Origin of the sequence: Nocardioides sp. zg-1228 (assembly GCF_017086465.1) — a bacterium.
GTDB lineage: Bacteria > Actinomycetota > Actinomycetes > Propionibacteriales > Nocardioidaceae > Nocardioides.
In genome coordinates this window covers 313298-338443 of sequence record NZ_CP070961.1, presented here as the reverse complement: position 1 = coordinate 338443, position 25146 = coordinate 313298, and the positions used below count along the sequence as shown (strand labels likewise).

General features: G+C 73.3%; 28 protein-coding genes. 14 read left to right on the top strand and 14 right to left on the bottom strand.

Annotated features, from left to right (window positions below):
* Positions 1–41: 41 nt before the first annotated feature.
* Complete coding sequence (gene ssd / locus JX575_RS01665) at positions 42–1055, bottom strand: septum site-determining protein Ssd (protein ID WP_186339972.1); 1014 nt, start codon at positions 1053–1055, stop codon at positions 42–44.
* Positions 1056–1208: 153 nt separating this feature from the next.
* Here ssd and JX575_RS01660 point away from each other — a divergent pair, with 153 nt between their 5' ends.
* The gene (locus JX575_RS01660) at positions 1209–2003 is read left to right on the top strand and encodes an HAD-IB family hydrolase (RefSeq protein ID WP_186339971.1); all 795 of its coding nucleotides are present in this window, start codon (positions 1209–1211) and stop codon (positions 2001–2003) included.
* Positions 2004–2260: 257 nt separating this feature from the next.
* Here the strand turns inward: JX575_RS01660 and JX575_RS01655 are convergent, their stop codons facing one another.
* Positions 2261–2977, bottom strand: coding sequence for an oxidoreductase (locus JX575_RS01655; protein WP_186339970.1), 717 nt, complete (start codon positions 2975–2977; stop codon positions 2261–2263).
* 131 nt (positions 2978–3108) lie between these two features.
* On the opposite strand from JX575_RS01655, the gene JX575_RS01650 reads away from it, so the two are divergent.
* From JX575_RS01650 to JX575_RS01625, 6 genes are all read left to right on the top strand, one after another.
* A complete protein-coding gene (locus tag JX575_RS01650; RefSeq protein WP_186339969.1) occupies positions 3109–3957 on the top strand; it encodes a class I SAM-dependent methyltransferase in 849 nt (282 codons plus the stop codon).
* A gap of 69 nt (positions 3958–4026) precedes the next feature.
* Positions 4027–5016 (top strand): calcium-binding protein, encoded by a 990-nt coding sequence (locus JX575_RS01645; protein WP_186339968.1) that lies wholly within the window; start codon positions 4027–4029, stop codon positions 5014–5016.
* A gap of 79 nt (positions 5017–5095) precedes the next feature.
* A complete protein-coding gene (locus tag JX575_RS01640; RefSeq protein WP_186339967.1) occupies positions 5096–6223 on the top strand; it encodes a histidine kinase in 1128 nt (375 codons plus the stop codon).
* A complete protein-coding gene (locus tag JX575_RS01635; RefSeq protein ID WP_186339966.1) occupies positions 6220–6933 on the top strand; it encodes a LytTR family DNA-binding domain-containing protein in 714 nt (237 codons plus the stop codon). Before JX575_RS01640 ends, JX575_RS01635 begins: the two co-directional genes overlap by 4 nt.
* On the top strand, positions 6930–7331 hold the full coding sequence (locus tag JX575_RS01630) for a hypothetical protein (protein ID WP_186339965.1): 402 nt from the start codon (positions 6930–6932) through the stop codon (positions 7329–7331). Before JX575_RS01635 ends, JX575_RS01630 begins: the two co-directional genes overlap by 4 nt.
* Positions 7328–8842, top strand: coding sequence for a cation acetate symporter (locus JX575_RS01625; RefSeq protein WP_313960513.1), 1515 nt, complete (start codon positions 7328–7330; stop codon positions 8840–8842). Before JX575_RS01630 ends, JX575_RS01625 begins: the two co-directional genes overlap by 4 nt.
* Before the next feature lie 24 nt (positions 8843–8866).
* Here JX575_RS01625 and JX575_RS01620 read toward each other — a convergent pair whose 3' ends face one another.
* From JX575_RS01620 to JX575_RS01610, 3 genes are read right to left on the bottom strand one after another with little or no spacing between them, the layout of a single operon-like run.
* Complete coding sequence (locus tag JX575_RS01620; protein ID WP_186339964.1) at positions 8867–9547, bottom strand: VOC family protein; 681 nt, start codon at positions 9545–9547, stop codon at positions 8867–8869.
* A complete protein-coding gene (locus tag JX575_RS01615; RefSeq protein ID WP_186339963.1) occupies positions 9544–9999 on the bottom strand; it encodes a hypothetical protein in 456 nt (151 codons plus the stop codon). Before JX575_RS01615 ends, JX575_RS01620 begins: the two co-directional genes overlap by 4 nt.
* Before the next feature lie 34 nt (positions 10000–10033).
* Positions 10034–10453 (bottom strand): MarR family transcriptional regulator, encoded by a 420-nt coding sequence (locus tag JX575_RS01610; RefSeq protein ID WP_241005291.1) that lies wholly within the window; start codon positions 10451–10453, stop codon positions 10034–10036.
* A gap of 72 nt (positions 10454–10525) precedes the next feature.
* On the opposite strand from JX575_RS01610, the gene JX575_RS01605 reads away from it, so the two are divergent.
* Positions 10526–11611, top strand: coding sequence for a methyltransferase (locus JX575_RS01605; RefSeq protein WP_186339961.1), 1086 nt, complete (start codon positions 10526–10528; stop codon positions 11609–11611).
* A 39-nt stretch (positions 11612–11650) separates the two neighbouring features.
* Here the strand turns inward: JX575_RS01605 and JX575_RS01600 are convergent, their stop codons facing one another.
* Positions 11651–12568, bottom strand: a complete 918-nt coding sequence (locus JX575_RS01600) for an NAD(P)-dependent oxidoreductase (protein ID WP_186339960.1) — start codon at positions 12566–12568, stop codon at positions 11651–11653.
* A 75-nt stretch (positions 12569–12643) separates the two neighbouring features.
* Between JX575_RS01600 and JX575_RS01595 the strand changes: the two genes are divergently transcribed.
* A complete protein-coding gene (locus tag JX575_RS01595; RefSeq protein ID WP_241005290.1) occupies positions 12644–13063 on the top strand; it encodes a GNAT family N-acetyltransferase in 420 nt (139 codons plus the stop codon).
* On the opposite strand, the gene JX575_RS01590 is transcribed toward JX575_RS01595, so the two are convergent.
* The 4 genes from JX575_RS01590 to JX575_RS01575 all read right to left on the bottom strand — a co-directional run bounded on the left by JX575_RS01590 (position 13041) and on the right by JX575_RS01575 (position 15711).
* Positions 13041–13451 carry a VOC family protein gene (locus JX575_RS01590; RefSeq protein ID WP_186339958.1) on the bottom strand — a complete coding sequence of 137 codons (411 nt, stop codon included), beginning with the start codon at positions 13449–13451 and terminating at the stop codon, positions 13041–13043. The genes JX575_RS01595 and JX575_RS01590 overlap by 23 nt on opposite strands.
* Before the next feature lie 93 nt (positions 13452–13544).
* A complete protein-coding gene (locus tag JX575_RS01585; protein ID WP_186339957.1) occupies positions 13545–13748 on the bottom strand; it encodes a cold-shock protein in 204 nt (67 codons plus the stop codon).
* Positions 13749–13978: 230 nt separating this feature from the next.
* Complete coding sequence (locus JX575_RS01580; RefSeq protein WP_186339956.1) at positions 13979–15031, bottom strand: S-adenosylmethionine:tRNA ribosyltransferase-isomerase; 1053 nt, start codon at positions 15029–15031, stop codon at positions 13979–13981.
* Positions 15028–15711: an SDR family oxidoreductase gene (locus JX575_RS01575; protein ID WP_186339955.1), complete on the bottom strand. Its 684-nt coding sequence runs from the start codon at positions 15709–15711 to the stop codon at positions 15028–15030. The genes JX575_RS01580 and JX575_RS01575 overlap by 4 nt, the downstream gene beginning before the upstream one ends.
* Before the next feature lie 70 nt (positions 15712–15781).
* Between JX575_RS01575 and soxR the strand changes: the two genes are divergently transcribed.
* The 4 genes from soxR to acs all read left to right on the top strand — a co-directional run bounded on the left by soxR (position 15782) and on the right by acs (position 20445).
* Positions 15782–16237: a redox-sensitive transcriptional activator SoxR gene (gene soxR, locus JX575_RS01570; RefSeq protein ID WP_241005289.1), complete on the top strand. Its 456-nt coding sequence runs from the start codon at positions 15782–15784 to the stop codon at positions 16235–16237.
* A 159-nt stretch (positions 16238–16396) separates the two neighbouring features.
* Entirely contained in the window at positions 16397–16738 is a 342-nt protein-coding gene (locus tag JX575_RS01565) for a DUF485 domain-containing protein (RefSeq protein ID WP_186339953.1), read from the top strand.
* On the top strand, positions 16738–18345 hold the full coding sequence (locus JX575_RS01560; RefSeq protein WP_186339952.1) for a cation acetate symporter: 1608 nt from the start codon (positions 16738–16740) through the stop codon (positions 18343–18345). The genes JX575_RS01565 and JX575_RS01560 overlap by 1 nt, the downstream gene beginning before the upstream one ends.
* Before the next feature lie 135 nt (positions 18346–18480).
* Positions 18481–20445, top strand: a complete 1965-nt coding sequence (gene acs, locus JX575_RS01555; RefSeq protein ID WP_186339951.1) for an acetate--CoA ligase — start codon at positions 18481–18483, stop codon at positions 20443–20445.
* A gap of 168 nt (positions 20446–20613) precedes the next feature.
* Here the strand turns inward: acs and nhaA are convergent, their stop codons facing one another.
* On the bottom strand, positions 20614–22014 hold the full coding sequence (gene nhaA, locus JX575_RS01550) for a Na+/H+ antiporter NhaA (protein ID WP_186339950.1): 1401 nt from the start codon (positions 22012–22014) through the stop codon (positions 20614–20616).
* A gap of 174 nt (positions 22015–22188) precedes the next feature.
* On the opposite strand from nhaA, the gene JX575_RS01545 reads away from it, so the two are divergent.
* The gene (locus JX575_RS01545; RefSeq protein WP_186339949.1) at positions 22189–22593 is read left to right on the top strand and encodes a phage holin family protein; all 405 of its coding nucleotides are present in this window, start codon (positions 22189–22191) and stop codon (positions 22591–22593) included.
* Between the two features lies 1 nt (position 22594).
* Here JX575_RS01545 and JX575_RS01540 read toward each other — a convergent pair whose 3' ends face one another.
* From JX575_RS01540 to JX575_RS01530, 3 genes are read right to left on the bottom strand one after another with little or no spacing between them, the layout of a single operon-like run.
* Positions 22595–23770 (bottom strand): MarP family serine protease, encoded by a 1176-nt coding sequence (locus JX575_RS01540; protein WP_186339948.1) that lies wholly within the window; start codon positions 23768–23770, stop codon positions 22595–22597.
* 5 nt (positions 23771–23775) lie between these two features.
* Entirely contained in the window at positions 23776–24540 is a 765-nt protein-coding gene (locus JX575_RS01535; RefSeq protein WP_241005288.1) for a CoA pyrophosphatase, read from the bottom strand.
* Positions 24537–25145 carry a TlpA disulfide reductase family protein gene (locus JX575_RS01530; RefSeq protein WP_186339947.1) on the bottom strand — a complete coding sequence of 203 codons (609 nt, stop codon included), beginning with the start codon at positions 25143–25145 and terminating at the stop codon, positions 24537–24539. The genes JX575_RS01535 and JX575_RS01530 overlap by 4 nt, the downstream gene beginning before the upstream one ends.
* Between the last annotated feature and the right edge of the window lies 1 nt (position 25146).

Below are 25146 nucleotides of genomic sequence, written 5' to 3'. Positions count from 1 at the left end.
CGTCGTGCCGGTCGTCGTCAACGGAGCCACCCTCGGATGGCTCATGCCGCGGCCGCCAGCAGGTCGCGGGCGGCACGCGCCAGCGGGCCGCGCCCGGTCAGCGGCCCCAGGCCGCGGTCGAGCGATGCGGCCAGCCCCCGCTGGTCGGGGACGACGGCGGCGATGGGGAGCCCGGTCACCCGCTCGGCGTCGGCGTCACCGAGCCCGCCCGGACGCAGGACGAGCGCCGCCCGCCCGGCGCCGCCGAGGTCGGCGACGAGACGGGCGGCGGCCGCCACGCCGGGAACGGTGGCCGGCGTCACCACCAGCAGGTCGTCGCAGCGATCGACCAGCTCGGCGCGCGCCGCGCCGCCGTGACGGGGCAGGTCGAGGACGACGAGGTCGTGGCCGCGCACCGCGGCCGGCAGGACCCGGCGGGCGGTGGTCGCGTCGAGTGCACGGCGCAGCCCCGACCAGGTGAGGACGCCGAGGTGCTCGCGACGCGGCACCCCCTCGCGCAGGGCACGCGCGCCGAGACGCCCCGCGGTCTCGGTGAGGGCCTCCCACCGGACGCCGGCGAGGTCCTCCATGCCGAGCAGCCGGTCGAGCCCGGGGCCGAGGGGGTCGCCGTCGACGAGCAGCGTGGGCGCGCGCCGCGCGTGCCACTGGGCGAGCGCGCAGGCGAGCGTCGTGGCACCGGCGCCGCCGGCTCCACCGACGACCCCGACGAGACGACCGGGTGAGGCCCGCTCGCCCACGTCGCCGAGCTCCTCCGACAGCCACGAGGCCCCCTCCGACAGGTCGACGGCGGAGGTCGCGCCGAGCTCCACCGCGGAGCGGAACGCGGTGTCGGAGAGGCCGACCCCGACGACGTGGACGCCCGCCCGTCGCGGCGGGGCGAGCCCGGCCAGCGCGGCGGCGAGGTCGTCGCCGACCAGCACGAGGTCGGCCTCGCGCCAGGCGGCCAGTGACAGGGCCGGCTCGGCGCACACCTCGACCCCGGCCCCCGCCGCCGCACAGAGGGGGACGACCGAGTCGTGGACGATCGGGGACCGGGTGATCAGGAGGACGGACATGCGGCCAGCGTCGCCGCCGGGCGCGACGCCGGAAAGCCCGCACCCGCGCGGCCTGTGGACGATGGCCGTACGCCGGCACCTGTGGACGTCGGCTGGCCCGACCGAGAACGGCGCAAGCCCTCGGCGTCGCGGGTCGGCGCCTACGATGGCCACATGACCCGCCCCCAAGCGGCCTTCTTCGACCTCGACAAGACGATCATCGCCAAGTCGAGCACGTTGGCCTTCAGCCGCGAGTTCCAGGCGGGCGGGCTCATCTCGCGGCGCGCGATGCTGCGCTCGGCGTACGCCCAGTTCGTCTTCTTCACCGGCGGGGCCGACCACGACCAGATGGACAAGATGCGCGAGTTCATGTCGCAGCTGTGCGCCGGCTGGGACGTCGCCACGGTGCGCGACATCGTCCACGAGACGCTCAACACGATCGTGGAGCCGCTGGTCTACGACGAGGCGGTGACCCTCATGGAGGAGCACCGGGCCGCTGGGCGCGACATCGTCATCGTCTCCGCCTCCGGCGTCGAGGTCGTCGAGCCGATCGGCGAGATGCTCGGCGCCGACCGGGTGATCGCCACCCGGATGGAGATCGTCGACGGCCACTACACCGGCAACATCGACTACTACGCCTACGCCGAGGAGAAGGCGCGGGCCATCGAGCACCTCGCCGAGACCGTCGGCTACGACCTCGACGAGTGCTACGCCTACAGCGACTCGGTCACCGACGTGCACATGCTGGAGGTCGTCGGACACCCGTTCGCCGTCAACCCCGACCGCGAGCTGCGCCGCATCGCCGCCGCCCGGGACTGGCCCGTGCTGTTCTTCGTCCGCCCGGTGGCCCTGCGCCGCCGGCTCCCCGTGCCCCCGGCCCGACCCACGCTGGCGGCCCTCGCCGTCGGCGGCGCGGTGGCGGCGGGCGGCTTGATCTGGGCCAGCCACCGACGGCGCGCGGCCGGCTGAGCCGACCCACCGGCACCGGGCAAAGTCAACCCTTGAAGGTCGCCGCGGACCGGGCTAGAACTGAAGCAGAACTCCACAGCAGCACGTGATCCGGGTACCCACGCGGCGATCCACCCATCCGATGGGGTGCTGGCCAGTTCGGGGTCCGCCCGAGGCAGCGATTGAGAAGTGCACGCTTGGTAGCCACGGTGTCACGTGTCGGCGGCGGCACCCGATCTACGCGAGCGGGTGCCGCTCGCACGTCCGGACGCAGCTACCTAGCCCCGCAACGGTGACGCCTCGGCGCCGGCGGCGAACGCCTCGGCACCGTAGAGCGCCCACGCGTGCACCCCGCTCGGCCCGCCCTCGCTGTAGGCGCGCAGGTTGGACTCGTACGCCGCGCGGAGGGCGAGGTGCCCGGCCTCGGGGACGACGAGTGACTTCGAGTCCACGCCGCGCGAGACCAGCACGAGCCGCTCGAGCGCGCGGGCCACGATGCCGTTGTGGGAGGCGAACGGCGCGGCGGTCGCCACGTCGGCGTGCGCGACGGCGGCCACCAGCAGGGCCGGCGCCGCGCTGTCGGCGAGCAGCAGCTCCGCGACCCCGCGCAGCCGGTCGGCGGACGCGGCATCGCGCGGGCGACCGAGCTGGTCGGGCGGCAGCGCCGACGAGGCGACCACGGTGTGCAGCCGCGCGATCGCCTGCAGCGGCGCGGTCTTGAGCAGCGGGGCGAGCGCGAGCATCGACGCCGAGAGCCGGACGGCGTCGGCCGCGATCTCGTCGGCCTCGCCCGCGCGCACCTCCTCGAGCGTCGACGACGACCCCTCCAGCACCGCGCTCGCGTGGGCGCCGCGCAGCAGCGACTCGGCGGTCAGCTCCGGCGACGTGCGCCGCAGGCCGCGGTCGCGCAGCATCGCATCGATCCCGTCACGGGTGCCGGCGTAGGCCGAGGGCACTCCCTCGAGGTCGACGAGCCAGGCGAGCGGGTCGGTCATGGCGACGACGGTAGTCGCGACCACCTCCGGTCCCGGCGCCGGCTCATCCCGCCCGGCCCCCGAACGATCGGCGCTCGCCCGGGGCAGGTCGCTGGCGCACCGGGCCGGGCCCCGCTTGTAGCCTGAGGCGGATGAGCGACGACCACCGCGAGACCTCCGCCACCGTCGACCTCGCACGGTCCTTCGGGCCGGTGGCCGAGGCGTACGACCGTGGCCGGCCGAGCTATCCCGCCGAGGCCGTCGCCTGGCTCGCCGGCGGCGATGCGAAGGTCGTCCTCGAGCTCGCGGCCGGCACGGGCAAGCTCACCCGTCAGCTGGTCGACCAGGGCCACGCCGTCTTCGCGACCGAGCCCGACGAGGCGATGCTCGAGGTGTTGCGCGCGCGGGTGCCGGAGGTGAGCGCGAAGGTCGCGGCTGCGGAGTCGCTCCCGGCCAACGACCGCTCGGTCGACGTGGTCGTCGTGGGCCAGGCGTTCCACTGGTTCGACCACGAGGCCGCCCTCTCCGAGGCGGCCCGCGTGCTCAAGCCGGGCGGCCACCTCGCGCTCGTGTGGAACAGCCGCGACGAGCGCATCCCGTGGGTCCGCCGGCTCGGCGACCTCCTCGGTCGCCAGGACCTCGACACCAGCTCCGCCGGCCACCTCGTGCAGAGCGAGCTCTTCGGCTTCGTGGAGGAGGCGACCTTCAAGCAGTGGCAGGAGGTCAACCGCGAGACGATCCTCGACCTGGCGCGCTCGCGCTCCAGCTTCGCGGCGATGGAGCCCGACGAGCGCGAGCACAACCTCGCCCGGGTGCGCGCCTTCTACGACGACTACGGCCGCGGGATGGACGGGATGCAGATCCCCTACGTCACCCGCTGCTACCGCGCGGTCGTGGTCGACCCGGACGACACCGGGCCCGCCCCGGACGACGAGGACCCCGACGGTCCCGTCGTGAGCGACGGCACCGACACCGACATGCTGCTCATCGACTTCCGCTAGGCCCACAACCTTCTGCGGATACGGTGCGTCCCACCGGCGACCGGCTGACACCAGATCTCGGGGGACCCCATGCGTGGTACGACGTCACTGACCGCTTGCGCCCTGCTCGGCCTCGCCCTGCTCGGGCCGACGGCGACGGCGAGTGGTGCCGAGGATGCCGACCCGCCCACCTGCCTCGGCCTGACCGCCACCATCGTGGGGACGCCCCGGGAGGAGCTGGCCGGCACGCCCGGTGACGACGTGATCGTCACCAACAGCGCCCAGCCCGTGGTCGCCGGCGACGGTGACGACGTGGTGTGCGTGACGACGGCCGAGAACGACACCTACCCCAGCGGCGTCGACCTCGACGCCGGACCCGGAGACGACGTGGTCGTGGCCACGGCCACGGGGTCCAACACGCAGACCGACCTGGGACCGGGGCGGGACGTGTTCCATGGAGGCGACAAGGAGGACTGGATCGAGGCCAGCCTCGACGACACCGTCGTCGCTGACCGCGGCGGCGACCTCGTGACCTACACGATCGCCCGCGGCGCACCGGTCCCCGACATCGTGGGCACACTGACGGCCCGGCGGACGGATGGCTGGATCAAGGTGGTGGCGCCCGGCCGCCGGCTCGTGATGGACGGACGGGAGGGCGTGGTCCGCCTCGACGGCCGCGTCGTGACCACCATCGGTGTCCCGCCCCGGATGCTGTACGGCGTCGCGCAGCGGGTCACGCTCCTGGGGACGCCCGGCGTCGACCGCCTGGCCGGCGCCGCGTGCGGTCAGAGCGTGCTACGGGGACTGGGTGGCGACGACGAGCTCGTCACCTTCCTCGACCGCGCGACCCCGCGCCCGGAGTGCCCGCACCGCCGGGTGTCCGCGTTCGGCGGGGCCGGCGACGACGAGATCATCGGGACGGCGTACGACGACGTCCTGCGCGGCGGACCCGGCCGCGACGACATCCGGGGCCAGGGCGGCGACGACGTGCTGCTCGGCGGCCCGGGCCGCGACCGGGCCGACGGCGGCAAGGGCCGCGACCGCTGTGACGCCGAGCGCGAGCGGCGCTGCGAGCGCTGACCCCGAGCGGGTCGAGTGCCGAGCCCGCCGTCGTACGCGCGTGGCCCGGCACTCGACCTGCGGCCGCTAGGGTCTCGCCATGGCCTGGAGATGGCGGCGCACGTCGCTGGGCGGCGAGGCGGACCGCGCCGCGTTCCGCGCCCTCCACAACGCCTCCCTCGCCAGCCCGGCCCTGCGCGAGGGCCTGACCACCGCGAGCGCGCAGCGCTCGGTGCACCACCTGCGCGCGCTGCTCGGCACCCCGGCCGCCGGCCTCGGTGACACCAGCGGGCTGCTCGCGTGGGACGGCCTGGGCAGCCACCACCGCCCCCAGCTCCCCGGCACGATCGGGCAGGTCGCCGAGACCGGGCGCACGATGATCGTCGACGCGCGCACCCTGGTCTGCGACGACGGCGGCTGCCAGGTCCGGCAGGCCATCGTCAGCCCGCTCGTCGTGGACGACACCCTCGTGGGAGCGCTCGTGGTCGGCGCCCCGCACACCACCGGCGGCCTGGTGCGGGCGGCCGACGAGGTGGCGTCGTGGGTCAGCGGCCAGCTCGAGCTCGCCGAGCTCGACCTCTCGCGCACCCGGCTGATGGAGGCCGAGGTGCGCGCCCTGCGCGCGCAGATCAGCCCGCACTTCATCTACAACTCGCTCGGGGCCATCGCCAGCTTCGTGCGCACCGATCCCGACCGCGCGCGCGAGCTGCTGCTCGAGTTCGCCGACTTCACCCGCTACTCCTTCCGCCGCCACGGCGAGTACACGACACTCGCCGAGGAGCTGCGCTCCGTCGAGCGCTATCTGCTGCTGGAGCAGGCCCGTTTCGGTGAGCGGCTGCAGGTGACCCTGCAGGTCGCGCCCGAAGTGCTCCCTGTCGCGGTGCCCTTCCTGTGCATCCAGCCGCTCGTGGAGAACGCCGTGCGCCACGGCCTCGAGGCCAGCGCCGACAAGGCCGACGGTGTCGGCCGGCTCTCGATCGTCGCGCGCGACCACGGCCAGGAGTGCGTCCTCGAGGTCGAGGACGACGGCACCGGCGAGGACCCCGAACGCGTCCGCCAGGCGCTGGCCGGCGACGCGTCGATGGACTCCATCGGGCTCGGAAACGTGGACGCGCGGCTGCGCAACGCCTACGGGGACGACTACGGTCTGGTCGTCGAGACCGCACCCGGGGCGGGCACCAAGGTGATCGTCCGGGTGCCGAAGTTCGCCCCCGGAGTGCAGGTATGACACAGCTGAAGGTGCTCGTCATCGACGACGAGCGTCCTGCCCTGGACGAGCTGGCCTTCCTGCTCGGCCGCGACCCGCGCATCGGCGAGGTGCGCAGCAGCGACTCCGCGACCGACGCGCTGCGGGTGCTGCAGGCCGAGGAGGTCGACGCTGTGTTCCTCGACATCCAGATGCCCGGCCTCACCGGCCTCGACCTCGCCCAGGTGCTCTCGCGCTTCCGGTCACCGCCGCGGGTGGTGTTCGTGACCGCCCACGAGGAGCACGCGGTCGCGGCCTTCGAGCTGCGCGCGGTCGACTACGTCCTCAAGCCGGTGCGCGAGGAGCGCCTCGCCGAGGCCGTGCGCCGGGTCGTGGAGGCCGCCGCCCCGGCGCCGTCGGGCGACGTGCAGATCCCCGTGGAGCGTGGCGGCGTCACCCGGTTCATCAGCCGATCCGAGATCACCCACGTCGAGGCGCAGGGCGACTACGCCCGGCTGCACACCGCCGACGGCTCCCACCTCGTGCGCACGCCGCTCTCGTCGCTCGCCGAGCAGTGGGCCGCGGCCGGCTTCGTGCGCATCCACCGGTCCGTGCTGGTCGCGCTCCCCCACGTCGAGGAGGTGCGCAGCGAGAGCGGACGGGTCAGCGTCGTCATCGGCGGCGCCGAGCTGCCGGTGAGCCGGCGCCACACCCGCGAGCTGCGCTCGGTCCTCACCCGGCGCGAGACATGAGCGAGCCGCCCGTCGAGCGCGTCCGGGTGACCGGACCGCCGCGGCGTCGCGCGGACGTCGTACGCCCCGTCGGCACGCGCGAGATCGACGCGGAGACGGCCCTGGGCGAGGTGTTCATGCGCTCACTGCTGCGCGAGCAGCTCATGCTCGCGCTGCGGGTGCTCGCCGCGCTGGCCGTCACCGTGGGCATGCTGCCGCTGCTCTTCCACCTCGTCCCCTCGCTCGGCGACGCGCGAGTGGGGCAGGTGCCGCTCGCGTGGCTGCTGCTCGGGGTGCTGACCTATCCGTGGCTGGTGCTGCTCGGCTGGCTCTACCTGCGCCGCGCCGAGGGCCACGAACGCGACTTCGCCGACCTCGTCGGGTCGGCCGGCACCCCCGGACCGGCGGACCCGCCGTGAGCACCGACATGGTGCCGGGCGTCGTCGCCGTCGTCCTCGTCTCGATCGCGACGCTGGTCATCGGCACCTGGGGGCTGCGGATCTCGCGCACGACGAGCGACTTCTTCGTCGCCTCGCGCACGGTGCGGCCTCGGCTCAACGCGAGCGCGATCGGCGGGGAGTACCTCTCCGCGGCCTCGTTCCTCGGCGTCGCCGGCCTGCTGCTCACCTTCGGCGCGGAGATGCTCTGGTATCCCGTCGGCTGGACCGCGGGCTACCTGGTGCTGCTGGTGCTCGTCGCCGCTCCACTGCGCCGCTCGGGCGCCTACACGCTGCCCGACTTCGCCGAGGCGCGGCTCGGCTCCCGCGACGTGCGCACGCTCTGCTCGGTGCTGGTCGTCGCGATCGGCTGGCTCTACCTGCTGCCGCAGTTCCAGGGCGCCGGCGTCACCCTGCGCGCGACGATCGGCGCGCCGCCCTGGGCGGGCTCCCTGGTGGTCGCCCTGGTGGTGCTCGCGTCGGTGAGCCCGGGCGGGATGCGCTCGATCACCTTCGTGCAGGCCTTCCAGTACTGGCTCAAGCTCACCGCGCTGCTGGTGCCGGTCTTCGTGCTGATGGCGGTGTGGGTGGCCGACGGCGCGGCCGACCCGGCGGCAGCAGCCCCGCACTCGTGGTCGATCCCGCTGGCCTCGCCCGGCGGCGGCATCGGGCTCTACACGACCTACTCCCTGATCGTCGCGACGTTCCTCGGCACGATGGGCCTGCCGCACGTGGTGGTGCGGTTCTACACCAACCCCGACGGCCGGGCGGCGCGTCGTACGACGCTCGCGGTGCTCGCGCTGCTCGGCGTCTTCTACGTCCTCCCGCCGGTCTACGCCGCGCTCGGGCGCATCTACGCGCCCGGCCTGGTCTCGGGGCGCTCCGACGTGCTGGTGCTGGAGCTGCCGTCCCTGATGGTGGGCGGCGCGGTGGGCGCCGTGCTCACCGGCCTCGTCACGGCCGGCGCGTTCGCGGCGTTCCTCTCGACCAGCTCGGGCCTGACCATCGCGGTGGCCGGGGTGCTGTCGCAGGACGTGACGGGACGGCGCTGGGGGTCTCGGCGGCTGGGCGGGGTGGCGGCCTTCCGGGTCGCGGCGGTGATCGCGGTCGTCGTCCCGCTGCTGCTCTCGCTGCCCGCCCAGGACGTGGCGGTGGCGCGCACGGTCGGGCTCGCGTTCGCGGTCACCGCCTCGACCTTCGCTCCCCTGCTGATGCTCGGGATCTGGTGGCGCGGGCTGACGCCGGCCGGCGCCGTCGCCGGGCTGCTGGTGGGCGGCCTGGGCTCGGGCGCGGCCGTGGCGTGGACGCTCGCCACCTCGTCGTCGACCGGCTGGACCGCGGCGCTGCTCGGCCAGCCGGCCGCGTGGTCGGTGCCGGCGTCGTTCCTCACGATGGTCGTGGTGTCCCGACTGACCCGCGCCACCGTCCCGGCCCACGCCGGGCGCTTCATGGTGCGCCTCCACACGCCCGAGGCGGTCGAGCTCCAGCGCTGAGCCGCCCAACTGCCTGCAGGGTGGTCACTCCCGCCGGAGGTGGAACTCGTTGCCGTCGGGATCGGCCAGCTCGACGTCGTCGCCGCGCGAGACGAGCGTCGCGCCGAGGGCCACCAGCCGGTCGACCTCGGCCTCGAGGTCGTCGGTGACCAGGTCGAACCACATCCGGTTGCGTCCACGACGCTCGTCCAGCGGCGGCCCGCCCCAGGCGATCTTCGGCCCGCCCCCGGGCGGCTGGATCGCGGTCTCGCCGTCCTCGTCGTGCACGAGCGGCCACCCGAGCGCCGCTGACCAGAACACCCCGACGTCCCGCGTCCCGTCGCACGCGAGCTCGCCGAGGAACGGCGTGCCGGCGAGCCAGCGGTTGCCCTGCTCGACGACGCAGAAGGCGTTGCCCTCGGGGTCGGCGAGCACGACGTGGTCCTCGTCGGGCAGCTGGCCGACGTCGAGATGGGCGGCACCCAGGGCGATCGCCCGGTCGACGGTCTCCTGCTGCGTCGAGGAGCTGCTCCTCAGGTGGAGGTGGACCTGGGCGGGCAGCCGGACCGGCTCGGCGGAGTCGACGAAGGTGATGCCGAAGGGCGCATCTGCGTCCGGGAGGAGCCCGGCACCGGCTCGGCGCCAGCCGAGCAGGCCGCCCCAGAAGGTCGCGGCGACCTCCACGTCCGCGGTGCGGACGGCGAGCGCGCGCAGGTGGGCGGTCATCCGGTGAGGCCGGGCGGTCCAGGGAGCTCGACGAGCTCCGGGCGCATCCCGGCCAACACCGCGAGCTGCTCGGGCGTGACGTAGGACGGGTTGCTGCCGGCCGGCATCCGCAGCACCTCCATCGCGGCGAGGTCGGGGTGCCCGACGAGCTCGGAGCGCAGCAGCGGGTCGCCGAGCGGAGCCAGGACCATCGGCATCACGCCGTCGCGAGCGGGCCCCGTGGTCCGGCCGTGGGCGTAGAGGCCCGCCGGCTGGTCGGCCTCACGCCCGCTGACCCACAGCAGGACCGACTGCCCGGCGGAGACGAGGTCGGTGCGGTAGGTGGGACGCGCGCACCACGTCCCCACCTCGGCGAACCCGGCGCGCACGTGCTCGCGGGTCGACGGTGCGGCGCCGCTGGCCTTGACCAGCCAGGCGCCGAGCGTGTCGGGCGAGAGGGCACGGTCAGCCATGCACCGAGCCTCGCACGCTGCGCGAGGCGCCGCCTCACACGTAGGGGTCGGTCAGCTCGCGCAGGCGCACCAGCGCCTCGCGCAGCCGGTCCGCGAGGTCCGGGCCGAGGTGATCGGTCCACTCCCGCTCCACGGCCGCCACGACCTGCCCCGCGTGGCGCGCGGCCTCGCGGCCCCGCGCGGACAGCCGGATCAGCCGGGCCCGACCGTCGTCGGGGTCGAGCACCCGCTCGACGATGCCCTCCCGCTCGAGGGCGGCGACGAGCAGGCTGGCGGTCTGCTTGGTGACCTGGGCGCGCTCGGCGAGCTCGGTCAGCCGTGAGCCCTCGTCGGCGATCCGCTGCGCCAGCCGCGACTGCGCAGCGGTGAGGTCGTAGCCCGCCTCGCGCATGGCTCGCAGCACCCGCTCGTCCATCGCACGGTAGGACACGTACATCAGCGTGGCCAGGTCCATCGTTCCCCTTGACATTGGTCAGCGTTGCTGACCATATTGGTCAGTATCACTGACTATCGTAGGGGATACCTCATGAGCAGCAGACTTCCTCCGGTCCGGGTCGCCCGGGCGGCCACCTCCGCCCGCACGGCGATGCAGGGCCTGACCCGGCGCATGGTGCCGCCGCAGGTCGGCGTGCTCGAGCTGGTCTCGGGCCTCATCGGCGCCAACACGGCGTACGCCCTCGCGCGGCTCGGTGTCGCCGACGAGCTCGCCGCCGGGCCGAGGACGGGAGCCGACGTGGCCGCCGGGCTCGGCACGCACCCCGACGCGACCCACCGGCTGATGCGGGCCGCCGCCGGGCTGGGGCTGCTGCGGCAGGACGGCGACACCTTCGCGCTGACGCCGCTCGGCCAGACGATGCGCTCGGACGTCGACGGCTCCATGCGGGCCGTGGTGCTGATGATCGGCGACCCGCGCTACCAGTCGGTGTGGGGCCGCCTGCCCGAGGCGATCACCACCGGCACCGCCCAGGCGGAGGCGGTGCACGGGATGTCGATGTGGGAGCTGCTCGACCGCGAGCGCGACTACGCCGACATCTTCCACGAGGCGATGTCGCGGCTCACTGCGCTCGACTGGCCCACCGTCGCCGCGGCCTACGACTTCGCTCCCTTCCGGCGGATCGTCGACGTCGGCGGCGGCCAGGGCCAGCTGCTCGCCCTGATGCTGGGCGCCGCCCCGCAGGCCGACGGCGTGCTGCTGGAGCAGCACGCGCTGCTGCCGGTCGCCGAGCGGCGGCTGCGCGAGGCCGGGGTGTTGGACCGGTGCCGCCTGGAGGCCGGGTCGTTCTTCGACCGGGTGCCCGACGACGGCGACCTCTACGTGCTGCGCCGCGTCGTGCACGATCTCGACGACGACCGGGCACTCGCCCTCCGGTCCACCGTGCGCGACCACGCGCCCGCCGACGCCACCCTGCTGCTGATGGAGGGCGTCGTCGCGCCCGGGAGTGGCCCCGACTTCACCAAGTCCCTCGACCTCGACATGCTGCTCTTCGTCGGCGGACGCGAGCGCACCGAGCAGGAGTACGCCGCGCTGCTCGAGCGGGCGGGCTTCCGGATGACGCGGGTGGTGCCCACCATCTCCACGATCTCGCTGGTCGAGGCACGACCGGCGGCCTGACGCCGGCCGGGCCGCGCCGGGTCGGCGGCGGGGGCCTGCTCAGCCGCGCAGGCCCTGGCGCAGCTCCTCGAGCGCGTCGGCGAGGCCGATCCGGGGAGTCCATCCCCAGCGCTGGGCGCGGTCGGAGACGATCCGGCCGGTCCACGCCGGACCCTCCTCCCAGACCGGCTCGAGGCCGAGCGCCTCGGTCACCGCGCCCAGGTAGTCGCGGTAGGCGGCCGGGCCCCCGGCGACGTTGACGGGCGTGCACCCGCCCGCGACCGGCCCGGCCTCGGGGTCGTCCGCCGTCGCGATCGCGCCGGTGGCGAGGTCGGCGGCGAGGTCCGCGAGGTCCGTGACGTGCACCCAGGCGAAGGCCTGGTCGGGGTTGCCGTGCCGCTGGGCCTCGTCGTCGCGGATCTCGGCCGGGCGGATCGAGTTCCAGATCGAGGTGTCGCCGGCGCCGAGGATGGCGGGCGGGCGCAGCAGCACCCGGGTCGCCCCGCCCAGCCGCTCCAGCGCCGCGTCGACGTCACGCTTGACCACGCCGTAGGCCGACGCGTCGTCGGGCACCAGCGGCGAGGACTCGTCCACGTCGCCCATCCCGGGACTGCGGTCGTAGACGCCGGCGGTCGAGACGTGGACCAGGAGCGGCACCCCGGCGTCGACCGCGGCCTCCGCGATCGCCATCGTGCCGTCCAGGCCGACCCGTCGCTGGTCGTCGCGCCGGCTGCCCAGCGGGTGGACCGTGGTGACGAGGGCGTCGGCGCCGGCCACCACGGTCGCGGCGAAGGCCGGGTCGGCGAAGTCGCCGACGTGCTCCTCGACGCCCGGGTGCTGTGGTGCGGTGCCGACGCGGCGTACGACGGCACGCACCGTCGCACCCCGCTCGCTCAGCGCGGAGACGACGTGGCTGCCCACGAATCCGTTGGCACCGGTCACGACGACGACGGGAGAGGTCACGATGGGGGAGCTCATTCCCCCACCATGTCAGCCGGGACCTGACCGCGCGCCCGCCCCGGTGCGCAACGACCGGGCAGCAGGATGTGTCCCGTGACCGACGCCTTCGACATCCGCACCGGGTCCGCCGCGATGGACCTCGACCTCGTGCACCAGTGGCTCAGCACCGACGCCTACTGGGCCACGGGCCGCTCGCGGGAGGCCGTCGCGACCGCGGCCGAGCACTCGCTCAACTTCGGCACGTTCGCCGGCGGGCGGCAGGTGGCCTACGCCCGCGTCGTCACCGACCACGCCAACTTCGCCTGGCTGTGCGACGTGTACGTCGACCGCGGCCACCGCGGGCGCGGGCTCGGCACCCGCCTCGTCGCGGCGGTCGTCGAGCACCTCGACGACCTGGGGGTCAGGCGGACGCTGCTGGCCACCCACGACGCGCACGGGGTCTATGCCGACGTCGGCTTCGGCGCCCTCCCCGACCCGACGATGTGGATGATCAGGACCCCGCACCCGGGGTGAACAGCGTCAGCTGCATGCCGTCCGCGGCCGCGACCCGCGCGTTGCGGTCTCCCCACGGGGTGTCGACGGCGGGCGCCACCGGCGTGGCGCCGGCCGCGACGAGCGCCGCGGCGGAGGCGTCGGCGTCCGCGACGTGCAGGGCGAGCCGCACCGGGCCCGAGACGCGCTCCCCCACCTCGAGGTCGTCGACCATCGCGGCCTGCGCCTGGTCGAAGAGCTCGAGCGTCGCGCGACCCGCGTCGAGGAGCAGCACCCGTCCCTGCTCGCTGCTCCAGTCGGCCACCTCGGGCAGCCCGAGCGCGTCGCGGTAGAGGCGTACGGCCGCGTCGAAGTCGTCGACGGTGAGGGTGATCCGGAGCTCGCGGACGAGGGGCTGGTCGTCGGTCATGGGTCGATCGTGGATGCTCAGGTGCACCTGACGTCAACCCCCGGACGCACGAGGAGCCCCGACCGCAGCGCGGTCGGGGCTCCTCGGGGTGTGTCAGATGACGCTGACGTTCTCCGCCTGCGGGCCCTTCGGGCCCTGCGTGACGTCGAACTCGACCTTCTGGTTCTCGTCGAGCGACTTGTAGCCGGAGGACTGGATCGCGGAGAAGTGGACGAACACGTCCTCGCCGCCGCCGTCCTGCGCGATGAAGCCGAAGCCCTTGTCAGCGTTGAACCACTTGACGGTGCCCTGAGCCATGATGATGTTCCTTTGTTCTCGCATCGGGGGCACGTTGCCTCCGAGCTGCTGAAGACATCCATTCCGTACTGATGTCCAGCGAACCGAAAACCAGGAAAACGAGATACGAGCCGCAGCATGGTGCGCGGCCAGGTCGGTGGTGCCGACCCTTCAACAAGACCCAGCGTAGCGCACCGAGCCGCGAACGCCACTTCGTCGGCTCGACGCCTCCCCGCGGCAGGCTCGGATCCCTAGCGTCGCAGCAGCAGCGCCGCGTCGCCGAACTCGTGCCAGAGGTAGCCCTCGGCCACCGCGGCGTCGTACGCCGCCTGGCTGAGGCGCTCGCCGGCGACCGCCTCGACGAGCAGCAGGTGTGAGGCCATCGGGTCGTGCCAGCCGGTGACCAGGCCGTCGACGACCCGCGGCGGCCGGCCGGGGGTGACGACCCGCGAGGTCCAGCCGCGGCTCGCGACCACGCGCCGGCCGAGGACCGACGACTCCATCGCGCGGGTCGCGGTCGTCCCCACCGCGATCACCCGACCTCCGTCGTCCCGGGCGGCGTTGACCACCCTCGCCGACGCCTGGGGCAGCTCGAACCACTCCGGACCGGGGGCCTCGCCGGCCTCCTGGGAGGAGACCCCCGTGTGCAGCGTGACCGGGGCGAACTGCACCCCGGCCGTGACGAGCCGCGTCACCAGCTCGGGCGTGAACGGCCGCCCGGCGGACGCCATCTCGGCGCTCCCGGGACGGGTGCCGAAGACGGTCTGGTAGGCGTCCAGCGGGTAGGGCCGGTCGAGGTAGCCGTAGGCGATCGGCCGCCCCGTGCGCGCGAGCAGGTCGTCCAGGTCGCCCCGGACGGAGGTGCGCCAGAGCCGGTTGCCGCGCCCCGTCGGCGACGACGGTGCGCTGGCGGGCCACGGCTCGACCAGCACGAGCCGGACGTCGCCGATCGCGACGACCTGTCCGGGCGTCGCGTCCAGGAGGGCGCGCGAGGCGTCGGGTGCGGTGCGCAGCTCGACCACGCGGTCGCCGTCGTCGAGGCGGTGCGCCACGTGCAGCACCACCGCGTCGCCGTCGAGCGTCGCGTCCACCTCGCCGGGGACCGTCGCCGAGGTGTTGACCACGAGCACGTCGCCCGCGTGGAGGTGGTCCGGCAGGTCGCGGAACCTCCCGTGCGAGAGCCCATCCGGCGTGCCGACCAGGAGCCGCACCTCGTCTCGCGCGAGGCCGCGCTCCTCGGCCGGACGGGGCGCGAAGGTGGACGCGGCGAACCTCGTGCGCGGCGTCTCGTCCAGCGGCCTCACGCGACGTCCGCCGCGCGGTAGCGCCCCGACGCGGGCCGTTGCGCGAGCAGGGCGAGCAGACGCGGCACGACGGTGTCGGGGAGGGGGCGGTCGGAGATGTCCTCGCCCGGGAAGGCGTCCTGGTGCATGGCCGTGCGCATGTCGCCCGGGTCGACGGCGTACGCCCGCAGGCCTGTCTCGGCGCCGTAGGTCAGGGTGACGTGGTCGAGCGCGGCCTTGGTGGCGCCGTAGAGCCCCCAGGTCTCGTAGTGCTGGACCGCGGCGTCGGAGCTGATCGAGAGGAGCACGCCGTCCGCGGTCCGCAGCCACGGCAGGAGCGACGAGGTCAGGACCAGTGGCCCGCCCACGTTGACGCGCCAGACCTGCCGGAGGTCGTCGACGCCGACCTCTGCGAGTGCTCGCATGGGCAGCGGGCCCAGCGTGCTGGCGTTGTGGACGAGCAGGTCTAGCCGCCCGCGTTCCTCGACCTCGGCCACGAGGCGGCCCCGGTGGTCGGCATCGGTGACGTCGCCGACCACGACGGTGACCTCGGGAGGGAGCCCCGCCTCGGTGAACCTCTGCGCGCTGCGACCGTCGGTGAGGACGTCCCAGCCCTCGCGGACGAGCGCCTGCGCGAGGGCGAGTCCCAGCCCGGTGGATCCTCCGGTGACGAGCGCCACCCGTGTCGTCGTGGTTGTCATGCGGCTATCGTTCAAGTTGAAGTGAACTTGAGTTCAAGGGGTCAGGATGGACGGCCGGGATCTTCTTCCGATGGGCGAGGTCACCAGGCGCAGCGGCTTCGCGGCGTCGGCGGTGCGCTACTACGACGCCGAGGGGCTGATCGAGTCGCAGCGCTCGGCCGGGGGGCAGCGACGGTTCGAGCGCAACGTGCTGCGCCGGCTGGCGTTCATCCGCGCCGCCTCCAACGTCGGCCTGACGATCGACGAGATCCGCGACGAGCTGGCCCGGCTGCCTGGCAACCGCACGCCCACCAAGGGCGACTGGCACCGGATCTCCCAGCACTGGCGCGGCCGGCTCGACGAGCAGATCGCCGCGCTCCAGCGGCTGCGCGACGGGCTCGACGGCTGCATCGGCTGCGGCTGCCTGAGCCTGCGCAGCTGCTCGTTCTCCAACCCGGGCGACGTGCACGGCGCGAGCGGCCCCGGCGCACAGCTGCTGCCCGACACCCTCCGCAAGCCGCACCCGACCCGGCGGTCCGGGGGCTGACCGGCCCCGGCGCGACCGCTCGTCGTACGACAGCGACCGCTGGGCGACGAGCGGCGCCCACCGACCGACCGGCGCGGGCGCGAGACTCCCCCGTCCGGCATGAGCGGTGTCACCGTGACGGCGGTCACATCTCGGTGACCCCGGCGGAAGGACCCCTCCGTGACACAGCAAGACCGGGCTGAGCGCCACGATCCCATCTACGACAGGCTCCACGCGACCCCCGAGTTCGCCGAGCTGCGCCACCGCTACCGCAGCTTCGTCTTCCCGGCCACGGCCGCGTTCCTCGTGTGGTACCTGCTCTACGTCGTCCTCTCCAACTGGGCCGGCGACTTCATGTCGACCAAGGTCGTGGGCCACATCAACGTCGCCCTCATCTTCGGGCTGCTGCAGTTCGTGACCACGTTCGGTCTCGCGTGGTACTACGCGCGCTACTCGCAGTCCAAGCTCGACCCGCTGGCCCGCCAGCTCGACGCGGACTACCGCAAGGGAGGAGACGCCTGATGGACACCCAGGTCCTCACCACGATCCTGTTCCTGTCGGTCGTCGCGCTGACGATCGGCATCACGTTCTGGGCGAGCCGGCAGACCAAGACGGCCGCCGACTTCTACTCCGGGGGTCGCTCGTTCTCCGGCTTCCAGAACGGCCTGGCCATCGGCGGCGACTACATGTCGGCGGCGTCGTTCCTCGGCATCTCCGGCGCCATCGCGGTCTACGGCTACGACGGGTTCCTCTACTCGATCGGCTTCCTCGTGGCGTGGCTCGTCGCGCTGCTGCTGGTCGCGGAGATGCTCCGCAACGCCGGCCGCTACACGATGGCCGACCAGCTCGCGTTCCGGATGCGCCAGCGCCCGGTGCGCACGGCGGCGTCGATCTCGACCGTCGTCGTCTCGATCTTCTACCTGCTCGCCCAGATGGTCGGCGCCGGCTCGCTCGTCGCGCTCCTGCTCGGCGTCGACAGCCAGGCGATCAAGAACATCACCATCATCGGCGTCGGCGCCCTGATGATCTTCTACGTCGTCGTCGGCGGCATGAAGGGCACGACCTACGTCCAGATCGTCAAGGCCGTGCTCCTGATGATCGGCTCCGCGCTGATCGTGCTGCTGGTGCTCGCGAAGTTCGACTTCAACCTCTCCGAGCTGCTCGGCTCGGCCGCCGAGAACTCCGGCAAGGGCGAGGCGTTCCTCCAGCCGGGCCTTCAGTACGGCGCCACCTTGACCTCGCAGATCGACTTCCTGTCGCTCGGCCTCGCGCTCGTGCTCGGCACCGCCGGCCTGCCGCACATCCTGATCCGCTTCTACACCGTGCCCACCGCGCAGGACGCGCGCAAGTCGGTGCTCTGGGCGATCGGGCTGATCGGCGCGTTCTACCTGATGACGCTGGTGCTCGGCTTCGGCGCGGCTGCGCTGCTCGACCGCGACCAGGTCGACCCGCTCGAGGGTGGCAACCAGAACCTCGCCTCGCCGCTGCTCGCCGAGGCCGTGGGCGGCGGGGACGGCTCCACCGGCGGCGCGGTGCTGCTCGCGCTGATCGCCGCGGTGGCGTTCGCGACGATCCTCGCGGTGGTCGCCGGGCTCACCCTGGCCAGCTCCTCCTCCGTGGCGCACGACCTCTACAAGGGCGTCATCAAGAAGGACCAGCCGGTCACCGAGAAGGATGAGGTGCGGGTCGCCCGCATCGCGGCGTTCGTCATCGGCGCGGTCGCCATCGCCCTGTCCATCCCGGCGCAGCGCCTCAACATCGCGTTCCTCGTGGCGCTCGCGTTCGCCGTCGCCGCCTCGGCCAACCTGCCGGCGATCATCTACAACATGTTCTGGCGGCGCTTCAACACCCGCGGTGCCACGTGGAGCATCTACGGCGGCCTCATCGCCGCCGTCGGCCTGGTGTTCTTCTCGCCGGTGATGTCCGGCCTGCCGACGTCGCTGTTCCCCGACGCCGACTGGTCGATCTTCCCGCTCAACAACCCCGGCATCGTCTCGATCCCGATCGGGTTCCTGCTGGGCTACATCGGCACGGTCACCTCGCGTGACCCCGAGGCCGAGGAGCGCTTCACCGAGCTCGAGGTCCGCGCGCTCACCGGCGCCGGCGCCGAGCAGGCCGCGCCGCACTGATCCGGCCCCGGCCGGCTCATCCCGGTGGTCCCCTCGCCGATCCGAGTAGGTTCGGCGGCGAGGGGATCACCCCGCCGTTTCCCCGCCGTTCCCCTCACCCCCGACCCCGCACGCGTCCCGCACGAGGAGAGAGCCTTGTCCGAGCAGACACTGTCCAACCTGATGCAGGAGGACCGGCGCTTCGAGCCCCCGGCCGACCTGGCCGCGAACGCCAACGTCAAGGAGGAGGCCTACGCCCGCGCCGACGCCGACCGCGAGGCGTTCTGGGCCGAGGCCGCCGAGCGCCTCGACTGGGGCCGGAAGTGGGACCAGGTCCTCGACTGGACCGACCCGCCGTTCGCCAAGTGGTTCGTCGGCGGCACGATCAACGCCTCGGTCAACTGCGTCGACCGCCACGTCGCGGCCGGCAACGGCGACAAGGTCGCCATCCACTGGGTCGGCGAGCCGGTCCACGACGGGGTGGCCGACACCCGCGACCTCACCTACGCCCAGCTCAAGGACGAGGTCTCCAGGGCCGCCAACGCGCTCACCGAGCTCGGTGTGAAGAAGGGCGACCGGGTCGCGATCTACATGCCGATGATCCCCGAGGTCGTCGTCGCGATGCTCGCCTGCGCGCGCCTCGGCGCCCCCCACACCGTGGTCTTCGGCGGCTTCTCCGCCGACGCCCTCGCCTCGCGCATCACCGACTGCGAGGCCCACGTCGTCATCACCTCCGACGGCGGCTTCCGGCGCGGCGCCGCGAGCGCGCTCAAGCCGGCCGTCGATGAGGCCGTGGAGAAGACCGGCGACCTGGTGCGCCACGTGCTCGTCGTACGCCGCACCGGCCAGGACGTCGACTGGCACGACGAGCGCGACGTGTGGTGGCACGACGTCGTCGACGGCGCGTCGGCCGACCACGAGCCGGAGATGCACGACTCCGAGCACCCGCTCTACGTCATGTACACCTCCGGCACCACCGGAAAGCCCAAGGGCATCCTGCACACCACCGGCGGCTACCTCACCGGGACGTCGTACACGCACTGGTCGGTCTTCGACCTCAAGGACGACGACGTCTACTGGTGCACCGCCGACGTCGGCTGGGTGACCGGCCACTCCTACATGGTCTACGGGCCGCTCGCCAACGGCGCGACGCAGGTCATGTACGAGGGCACGCCCGAGAAGGGCCGCTGGTGGCAGATCATCCAGGACTACAAGGTCTCGATCTTCTACACCGCGCCGACCGCGATCCGCACCTTCATGAAGCAGGGCCGCGAGATCCCCGACGGCTACGACATGTCGTCGCTGCGCCTGCTCGGGTCGGTCGGGGAGCCGATCAACCCCGAGGCCTACGTCTGGTATCGCGAGGTCATCGGCGGCGACCGCTGCCCGGTGGTCGACACGTGGTGGCAGACCGAGACCGGCCAGATCATGATCAGCCCGCTGCCCGGAGTCACCGCCGGCAAGCCCGGCTCGGCCATGAAGGCACTGCCCGGCGTCGTGGCCGACGTCGTCGACGACGAGGCGACCTCGGTCGGCCACGGCAACGGCGGCTACCTCGTGCTCAAGGAGCCGTGGCCGGCGATGCTCCGCACGCTGTGGGGCGACGACCAGCGCTTCAAGGACACCTACTGGTCGCGCTGGCCCGGCCTCTACTTCGCCGGCGACGGCGCCAAGCTCGACGACGACGGCGACGTGTGGCTGCTGGGCCGCGTCGACGACGTGATGAACGTGTCGGGCCACCGCCTGTCCACCACCGAGATCGAGTCGGCGCTCGTGTCGCACCCCAAGGTCGCCGAGGCGGCCGTGGTGGGCGCGGCCGACGAGACCACCGGCCAGGCCGTGTGCGCGTTCGTCATCCTCCGCGACTCCGCGGGCGACGGCGGCGAGGACATCGTCGAGGAGCTGCGCAAGCACGTCGCCAAGGAGATCGGCGCGATCGCCAAGCCGCGCCAGATCATGGTCGTGCCCGAGCTGCCCAAGACCCGCTCCGGCAAGATCATGCGCCGCCTGCTCAAGGACGTCGCCGAGCACCGCGAGGTCGGCGACGTGACCACCCTCGCCGACTCCACGGTGATGGACATGATCAAGTCGAAGGAGACCTCCGCCCCGGCCGAGGACTGACCCTCTCCACCCGCCGGCTCCCCTCCCCACCCACCGGGTACTGAGGGACGTTCTGGTAGGCGATCCGGCCTTCGGACCTACCAGAACGTCCCTCACTAGGTCGCGCTTGCGGCCGGCCCGGCTGGCCACGGGAGGCTCGCGACTGCGCGCCGGCCGGCGGCGGGACCGTCAGTGGGAGGCGTCCTCGCTCGCCGCCTCGTCGGCGGCCGGGTCCGGACGTACGCCGCGGGTGGCGAGGAGCAGGAGCGCGACACCCACGACCGCCGCGATGAGGGAGGCGAGCAGGATCGCGATCTTGGCCTCGGCGGTGAGCAGCTCGACACCGGGAAAGGACAGCCCGGCGATGAAGATCGAGACCGTGAAGCCGATGCCGGCGACGGCACCGAGGCCCAGGAGCATCGACCACGAGGCGCCCTCCGGCAGCTTGGCGACGCCGAGGCGCACGGCGAGGGCCGACGTCAGCACGATGCCGACCGGCTTGCCGAGCACCAGGCCCAGGACGATGCCGAGCCCCACCGGCTCGGTGAAGACCTCGCCGATCGCGCCCAGCTCGACGCCGGCGTTGGCGAGGGCGAAGACGGGCAGGACGACGTACGCCGACACCGGGTGCAGCGTGCTGATGAGGCGCTCGACGACCGAGACCGACTCCTTGAGCAGGAAGCGGAGCCGGGCGAGCTCGTCGGGGTCGAGCTGCCGGTCGCGCAGCGCCCGCGTGGCGTGCTCGCGAGCGACCTCCTCGTCCAGCAGCGGCCTGGCCGGGGCCAGCAGGCCGATCGCGACGCCGGCCAGGGTCGCGTGCACGCCCGACTCGAGCAGGGCGAACCAGACGACGACGCCGAGGACCGCGTAGACCACGGTCGCCCACACGCGCACCGCCCGCAGCGCCGCCATGACGGCCAGGAGCGCGACCGCGATCGCCAGCCAGGTCAACGACAGGTCGCTCGTGTAGAACACCGCGATCACCAGGATCGCGCCGATGTCGTCGACGATCGCGAGCGTCAGGAGGAACAGCCGCGCGGCGGACGGGATCCGCCGCCCGAGCACGCCGAGCACGCCCACCGCGAAGGCGATGTCGGTGGCCATCGGGATGCCCCAGCCGGCGTTGCCGGCGGCACCGGGCGGGTTGAGCGCGAAGTAGATGCCCGCGGGCACGACCATCCCGCCGACGGCAGCGAGGATCGGCAGGGCCGCGGTCCGAGGGTCGCGCAGGTCGCCGTTGACCAGCTCGTACTTGATCTCGAGGCCGACGACGAAGAAGAAGATCACCATGAGGGCGTCGTTGACCCAGTGCTGCAGCGTCTCGTCGAGGTGCAGCGGCCCGACGTCGATGGCCAGCCGGGTGTGCAAGAGCGCGTCGTACGACGACGCCCACGCGCTGTTGGCCCAGATCAGGGCGGCGGCCGCCGAGAGCAGCAGCAGGATCGATCCGGCCGCCTCCACGCGCAGGAACTCGCGCATCGGGCGGGCCACGAGGCGGGCCAGCGGCTTGTCGCTGGCGATGTAGACCGGGCCGGTCTTCCACAGCCGGTCCTTGGACCCGGGCTCGTGGGGCTTGCGGTGTGAGGCCATGCGTCGGCGCATCCTTCGGGGGTCGTCGGGGCACTGTCACCGCGGAAATCCACCACGGGCCGACCAGACTTCCCGGCTCACCTGTGGCCCACTGTAGTCGGGGCGCTGCCGCACGCGGCCCGTTGGTAGGGTCGCAGCATCCAGCCCCGGCGTACACCGAAGGACACCTCACCCATGGCAAACGAACCGGTCAAGGACACCGATCCGACGCTCGGCAAGCTCGTCATGGACGCGCAGCGTGACGTCTCGACGCTGATCTCCAAGGAGATCCAGCTCGCCAAGAGCGAGCTCAAGGTGAGTGTCAAGCACGGCGGGGTCGGCATCGGCCTGTTCGCCGGCGCGGCGTTCCTCGCCGTGCTTGCGATCATCATGCTGTCGGTGGCGATCGTCTACTTCATCCACTGGAACGGCGCGGGCCTCGACCTGCAGTGGGCGTTCCTGATCGTCTTCGGCTTCTACGTCCTCGTCGCCGCGGTCCTCGCGATGATCGGGCTCAAGCAGGTCAAGCAGGTCAAGGCCCCCGAGAGGGCGATCGAGCAGGGCCGCCAGATCCCCCAGGCGCTCAAGGGACAGCCCTGATCTAGCGCACGCAGGTGCCGGTGTCGACCGGCGCCTCCCGGGTCAGCCCGGACGCCGCGGAGTCGGCGAGCTGGTCGGACGTCAGGGCGTAGCCCGTGTCGGGGTCGCTGACCGACGCCGCGAACACCATGCCCGCGACGTCGCCGGCCGACGTCACGATCGGCCCGCCGGAGTTGCCCGGCCGGATCAGCGCACGCAGCGAGAAGACCTGCCGGATCACGGTGCCCTCGCCGTAGATGTCGGGCGAGCGGAGCCGCTGCTCGGAGCGGATGCGGCCGGACGCCACGGCGTAGGGACCGTCCTGCGGGTAGCCGAGGACCGCGACCGGGTCGCGGGGCTCGGCCTGGGTGTCGAAGGCGAGCGGCGACGAGCCGGTGTCGGGGAGCGCGAGGACCGCGACGTCGAGGTCGGCGTCGTAGAGCACCACCGTGGCGGTCACCGAGGAGCCGGCGACCTCGACCTCTGGGCGGGTCACGCCCGCGACCACGTGGGCGTTGGTCATCAGCCGGGTGGGGGCGTAGAAGAAGGCGGTGCCCTCGACGCCGCTGCCGCAGCCGTTGGTGCCGCGGACCTTGACCACGCTCGGCGCGGCCGCCAGCACGTCGGGGTCGGTGAGCATCCGCGGGTCGCCGGCGCGGACGGCGACGATGCGCTCGGGCGCGAACGGCTCGAGGTAGCGGGGGAAGAACGTCGTGCCGACCACGTTGTTGAACGCCTGCAGGACCCGCCCGGAGTCGGTCGGCAGCACCGCATCGACCTTGGCGAGCACCGTCGAGTCGCGCACCAGCGGCGTGATGGCGCCGATGCGGGTGCCGGAGACGGCGACGCCGAGGGCCCAGGCGACCAGCAGGACCGCGACGGCGCTCAGCGCGGAGCCGCCGATGGCGTCGACGGCGCGGATGGGCTGCCAGGTGATGCGGTCGCGCAGCCGCGCCCCGACGTACTGGAAGAGCGCCTGGCCCAGCGACGCGCAGATGATCACGATGAACAGCGCGCCCAGCGACACCCACAGCGACGGCGCGGCGTCGCCCAGCGCCAGGGGGGCCACCCAGACGCCGACGAGGCCGCCGAGCAGCAGCCCGACGGTGGCGCTCGCGCCGGTGATGAAGCCCTGCCAGTAGCCCGAGAGGGCATAGATCCCCACGAGTGCGATGAGGCACCAGTCGAGGCCGTTCATGCGCGCTACTCCTCGAGCCGGGTGTTCTGCGGGGTGTTGGGGGCGAGGTCGGTGCCCCGGGGGACACCCTGCAGCATGTGGTCGGGCAGGTCACGCACCCGCGCCCGGTCCCAGTCGTCGGCCCACCCGAGATGGCTGAAGAGCCGCGCGACGATGCCGGCGGTGAAGCCCCAGAGGATCACGTCGCGATCGGGCCCGATGAGGAACCCCGGGCCGAGCCAGCCGCTGGGGTGGCGCACCGTGATGCGGTTGTCGGGGTCGAGCAGGTCGGCGATCGCCACGTGGTGGATCTCGTGGACCTCGTCGGGGCTCGCGATCCGCACCTCGCCGCGGTCGCGCCAGTAGCCCAGGACGGGCGTGACGGCGAAGTTGCTCGGGGGCAGCCACAGCTCGGGCAGCTCGCCGAAGACCTCGATCTCGGCCGGCTGCAGGCCGATCTCCTCGTAGGCCTCGCGCAGCGCGCCCTCCACCGGGGTCTCGCCGGCGTCGAGCGACCCGCCCGGGAACGACACCTGGCCGGGGTGGGAGCGCATGTGGTGGTTGCGCTCGGTGAGCAGCAGCTCGCCGCGGTGCGCGAGGTCGTCGGGGGACGACGGGTCGGCGTCGCGGTCGGCGAAGACCATCAGGACGGCGCCGCGCCGCGGCTCGACGTCCTCCGGCGGCATGAACCGGGTGAGCTGGTGGACGGTGATCGTCGACGCCGCCTCGACGACCGGGGCCAGCCACCCCGGCAGCGAACCGCTCGCGTCGGGGGGCGGCGTCGCGCTCACAGGTCGATCCCGAGGTGCTCGGCGACCAGCTCGCGGACGTCGTCGACCGAGTCGACCCCGCCGGAGTCCTGGCCCACCACGACGCCGTCCTCGTCGACGAAGACGAACGCCGGCAGCCCGCGCCGGGCCACGGCGAACGTGTCCTCGGTCATCAGCTCACCACCCGGGTCGGCGACCGAGGGGTAGGTCGCCCCGGTCTCCTCGGCCAGCGTGAGGGCCGCGGCGGGGTGCACGTCGTTGAAGTCGACGCCGAGCACCGGCACCCGGTCGCCGTACTGCTGGTGGAACGCCTCCAGCGCGGGCATCTCCTCGCGGCACGGACCGCAGTTGGCCTGCCACACGTTGATCACGACCGGCCCGCGCAGGGCGGAGAGGTCGACGTCGGGACCGCCGCCCAGGCACGGCAGGGTCAGCTCGGGCAGCCCGCCCTCGACGGGGGCGCCGGTGCCCGGCTCGCACGCCTCCATGCCGATGCGCGCCTTGGTCTCGCGCAGCGCGGGGGTGTCGACGTCGACGTCGGGCGGGCGTACGTCGACGCGTCCGCCGTCGGCCGAGCAGGCGGACAGCACGGCTGCGACCAGCAGCCCCAGGACGACCTTCTTCATG

Coding starts and splice junctions, on each gene's coding strand:
- JX575_RS01540 (WP_186339948.1), bottom strand. CDS start 23,770: ATGAACGGCCTCGACTGGTGCCTCATCGCACTCGTGGGGATCTATGCC.
- JX575_RS01575 (WP_186339955.1), bottom strand. CDS start 15,711: ATGACAACCACGACGACACGGGTGGCGCTCGTCACCGGAGGATCCACC.
- JX575_RS01530 (WP_186339947.1), bottom strand. CDS start 25,145: ATGAAGAAGGTCGTCCTGGGGCTGCTGGTCGCAGCCGTGCTGTCCGCC.
- JX575_RS01635 (WP_186339966.1), top strand. CDS start 6,220: ATGACACAGCTGAAGGTGCTCGTCATCGACGACGAGCGTCCTGCCCTG.
- JX575_RS01590 (WP_186339958.1), bottom strand. CDS start 13,451: ATGACCGACGACCAGCCCCTCGTCCGCGAGCTCCGGATCACCCTCACC.
- JX575_RS01655 (WP_186339970.1), bottom strand. CDS start 2,977: ATGACCGACCCGCTCGCCTGGCTCGTCGACCTCGAGGGAGTGCCCTCG.
- JX575_RS01660 (WP_186339971.1), top strand. CDS start 1,209: ATGACCCGCCCCCAAGCGGCCTTCTTCGACCTCGACAAGACGATCATC.
- JX575_RS01620 (WP_186339964.1), bottom strand. CDS start 9,547: ATGACCGCCCACCTGCGCGCGCTCGCCGTCCGCACCGCGGACGTGGAG.
- JX575_RS01650 (WP_186339969.1), top strand. CDS start 3,109: ATGAGCGACGACCACCGCGAGACCTCCGCCACCGTCGACCTCGCACGG.
- JX575_RS01615 (WP_186339963.1), bottom strand. CDS start 9,999: ATGGCTGACCGTGCCCTCTCGCCCGACACGCTCGGCGCCTGGCTGGTC.
- JX575_RS01605 (WP_186339961.1), top strand. CDS start 10,526: ATGAGCAGCAGACTTCCTCCGGTCCGGGTCGCCCGGGCGGCCACCTCC.
- JX575_RS01600 (WP_186339960.1), bottom strand. CDS start 12,568: ATGAGCTCCCCCATCGTGACCTCTCCCGTCGTCGTCGTGACCGGTGCC.
- JX575_RS01610 (WP_241005291.1), bottom strand. CDS start 10,453: ATGGACCTGGCCACGCTGATGTACGTGTCCTACCGTGCGATGGACGAG.
- JX575_RS01630 (WP_186339965.1), top strand. CDS start 6,930: ATGAGCGAGCCGCCCGTCGAGCGCGTCCGGGTGACCGGACCGCCGCGG.
- JX575_RS01545 (WP_186339949.1), top strand. CDS start 22,189: ATGGCAAACGAACCGGTCAAGGACACCGATCCGACGCTCGGCAAGCTC.
- soxR (WP_241005289.1), top strand. CDS start 15,782: ATGGGCGAGGTCACCAGGCGCAGCGGCTTCGCGGCGTCGGCGGTGCGC.
- JX575_RS01640 (WP_186339967.1), top strand. CDS start 5,096: ATGGCCTGGAGATGGCGGCGCACGTCGCTGGGCGGCGAGGCGGACCGC.
- nhaA (WP_186339950.1), bottom strand. CDS start 22,014: ATGGCCTCACACCGCAAGCCCCACGAGCCCGGGTCCAAGGACCGGCTG.
- JX575_RS01560 (WP_186339952.1), top strand. CDS start 16,738: ATGGACACCCAGGTCCTCACCACGATCCTGTTCCTGTCGGTCGTCGCG.
- JX575_RS01645 (WP_186339968.1), top strand. CDS start 4,027: ATGCGTGGTACGACGTCACTGACCGCTTGCGCCCTGCTCGGCCTCGCC.
- ssd (WP_186339972.1), bottom strand. CDS start 1,055: ATGTCCGTCCTCCTGATCACCCGGTCCCCGATCGTCCACGACTCGGTC.
- JX575_RS01585 (WP_186339957.1), bottom strand. CDS start 13,748: ATGGCTCAGGGCACCGTCAAGTGGTTCAACGCTGACAAGGGCTTCGGC.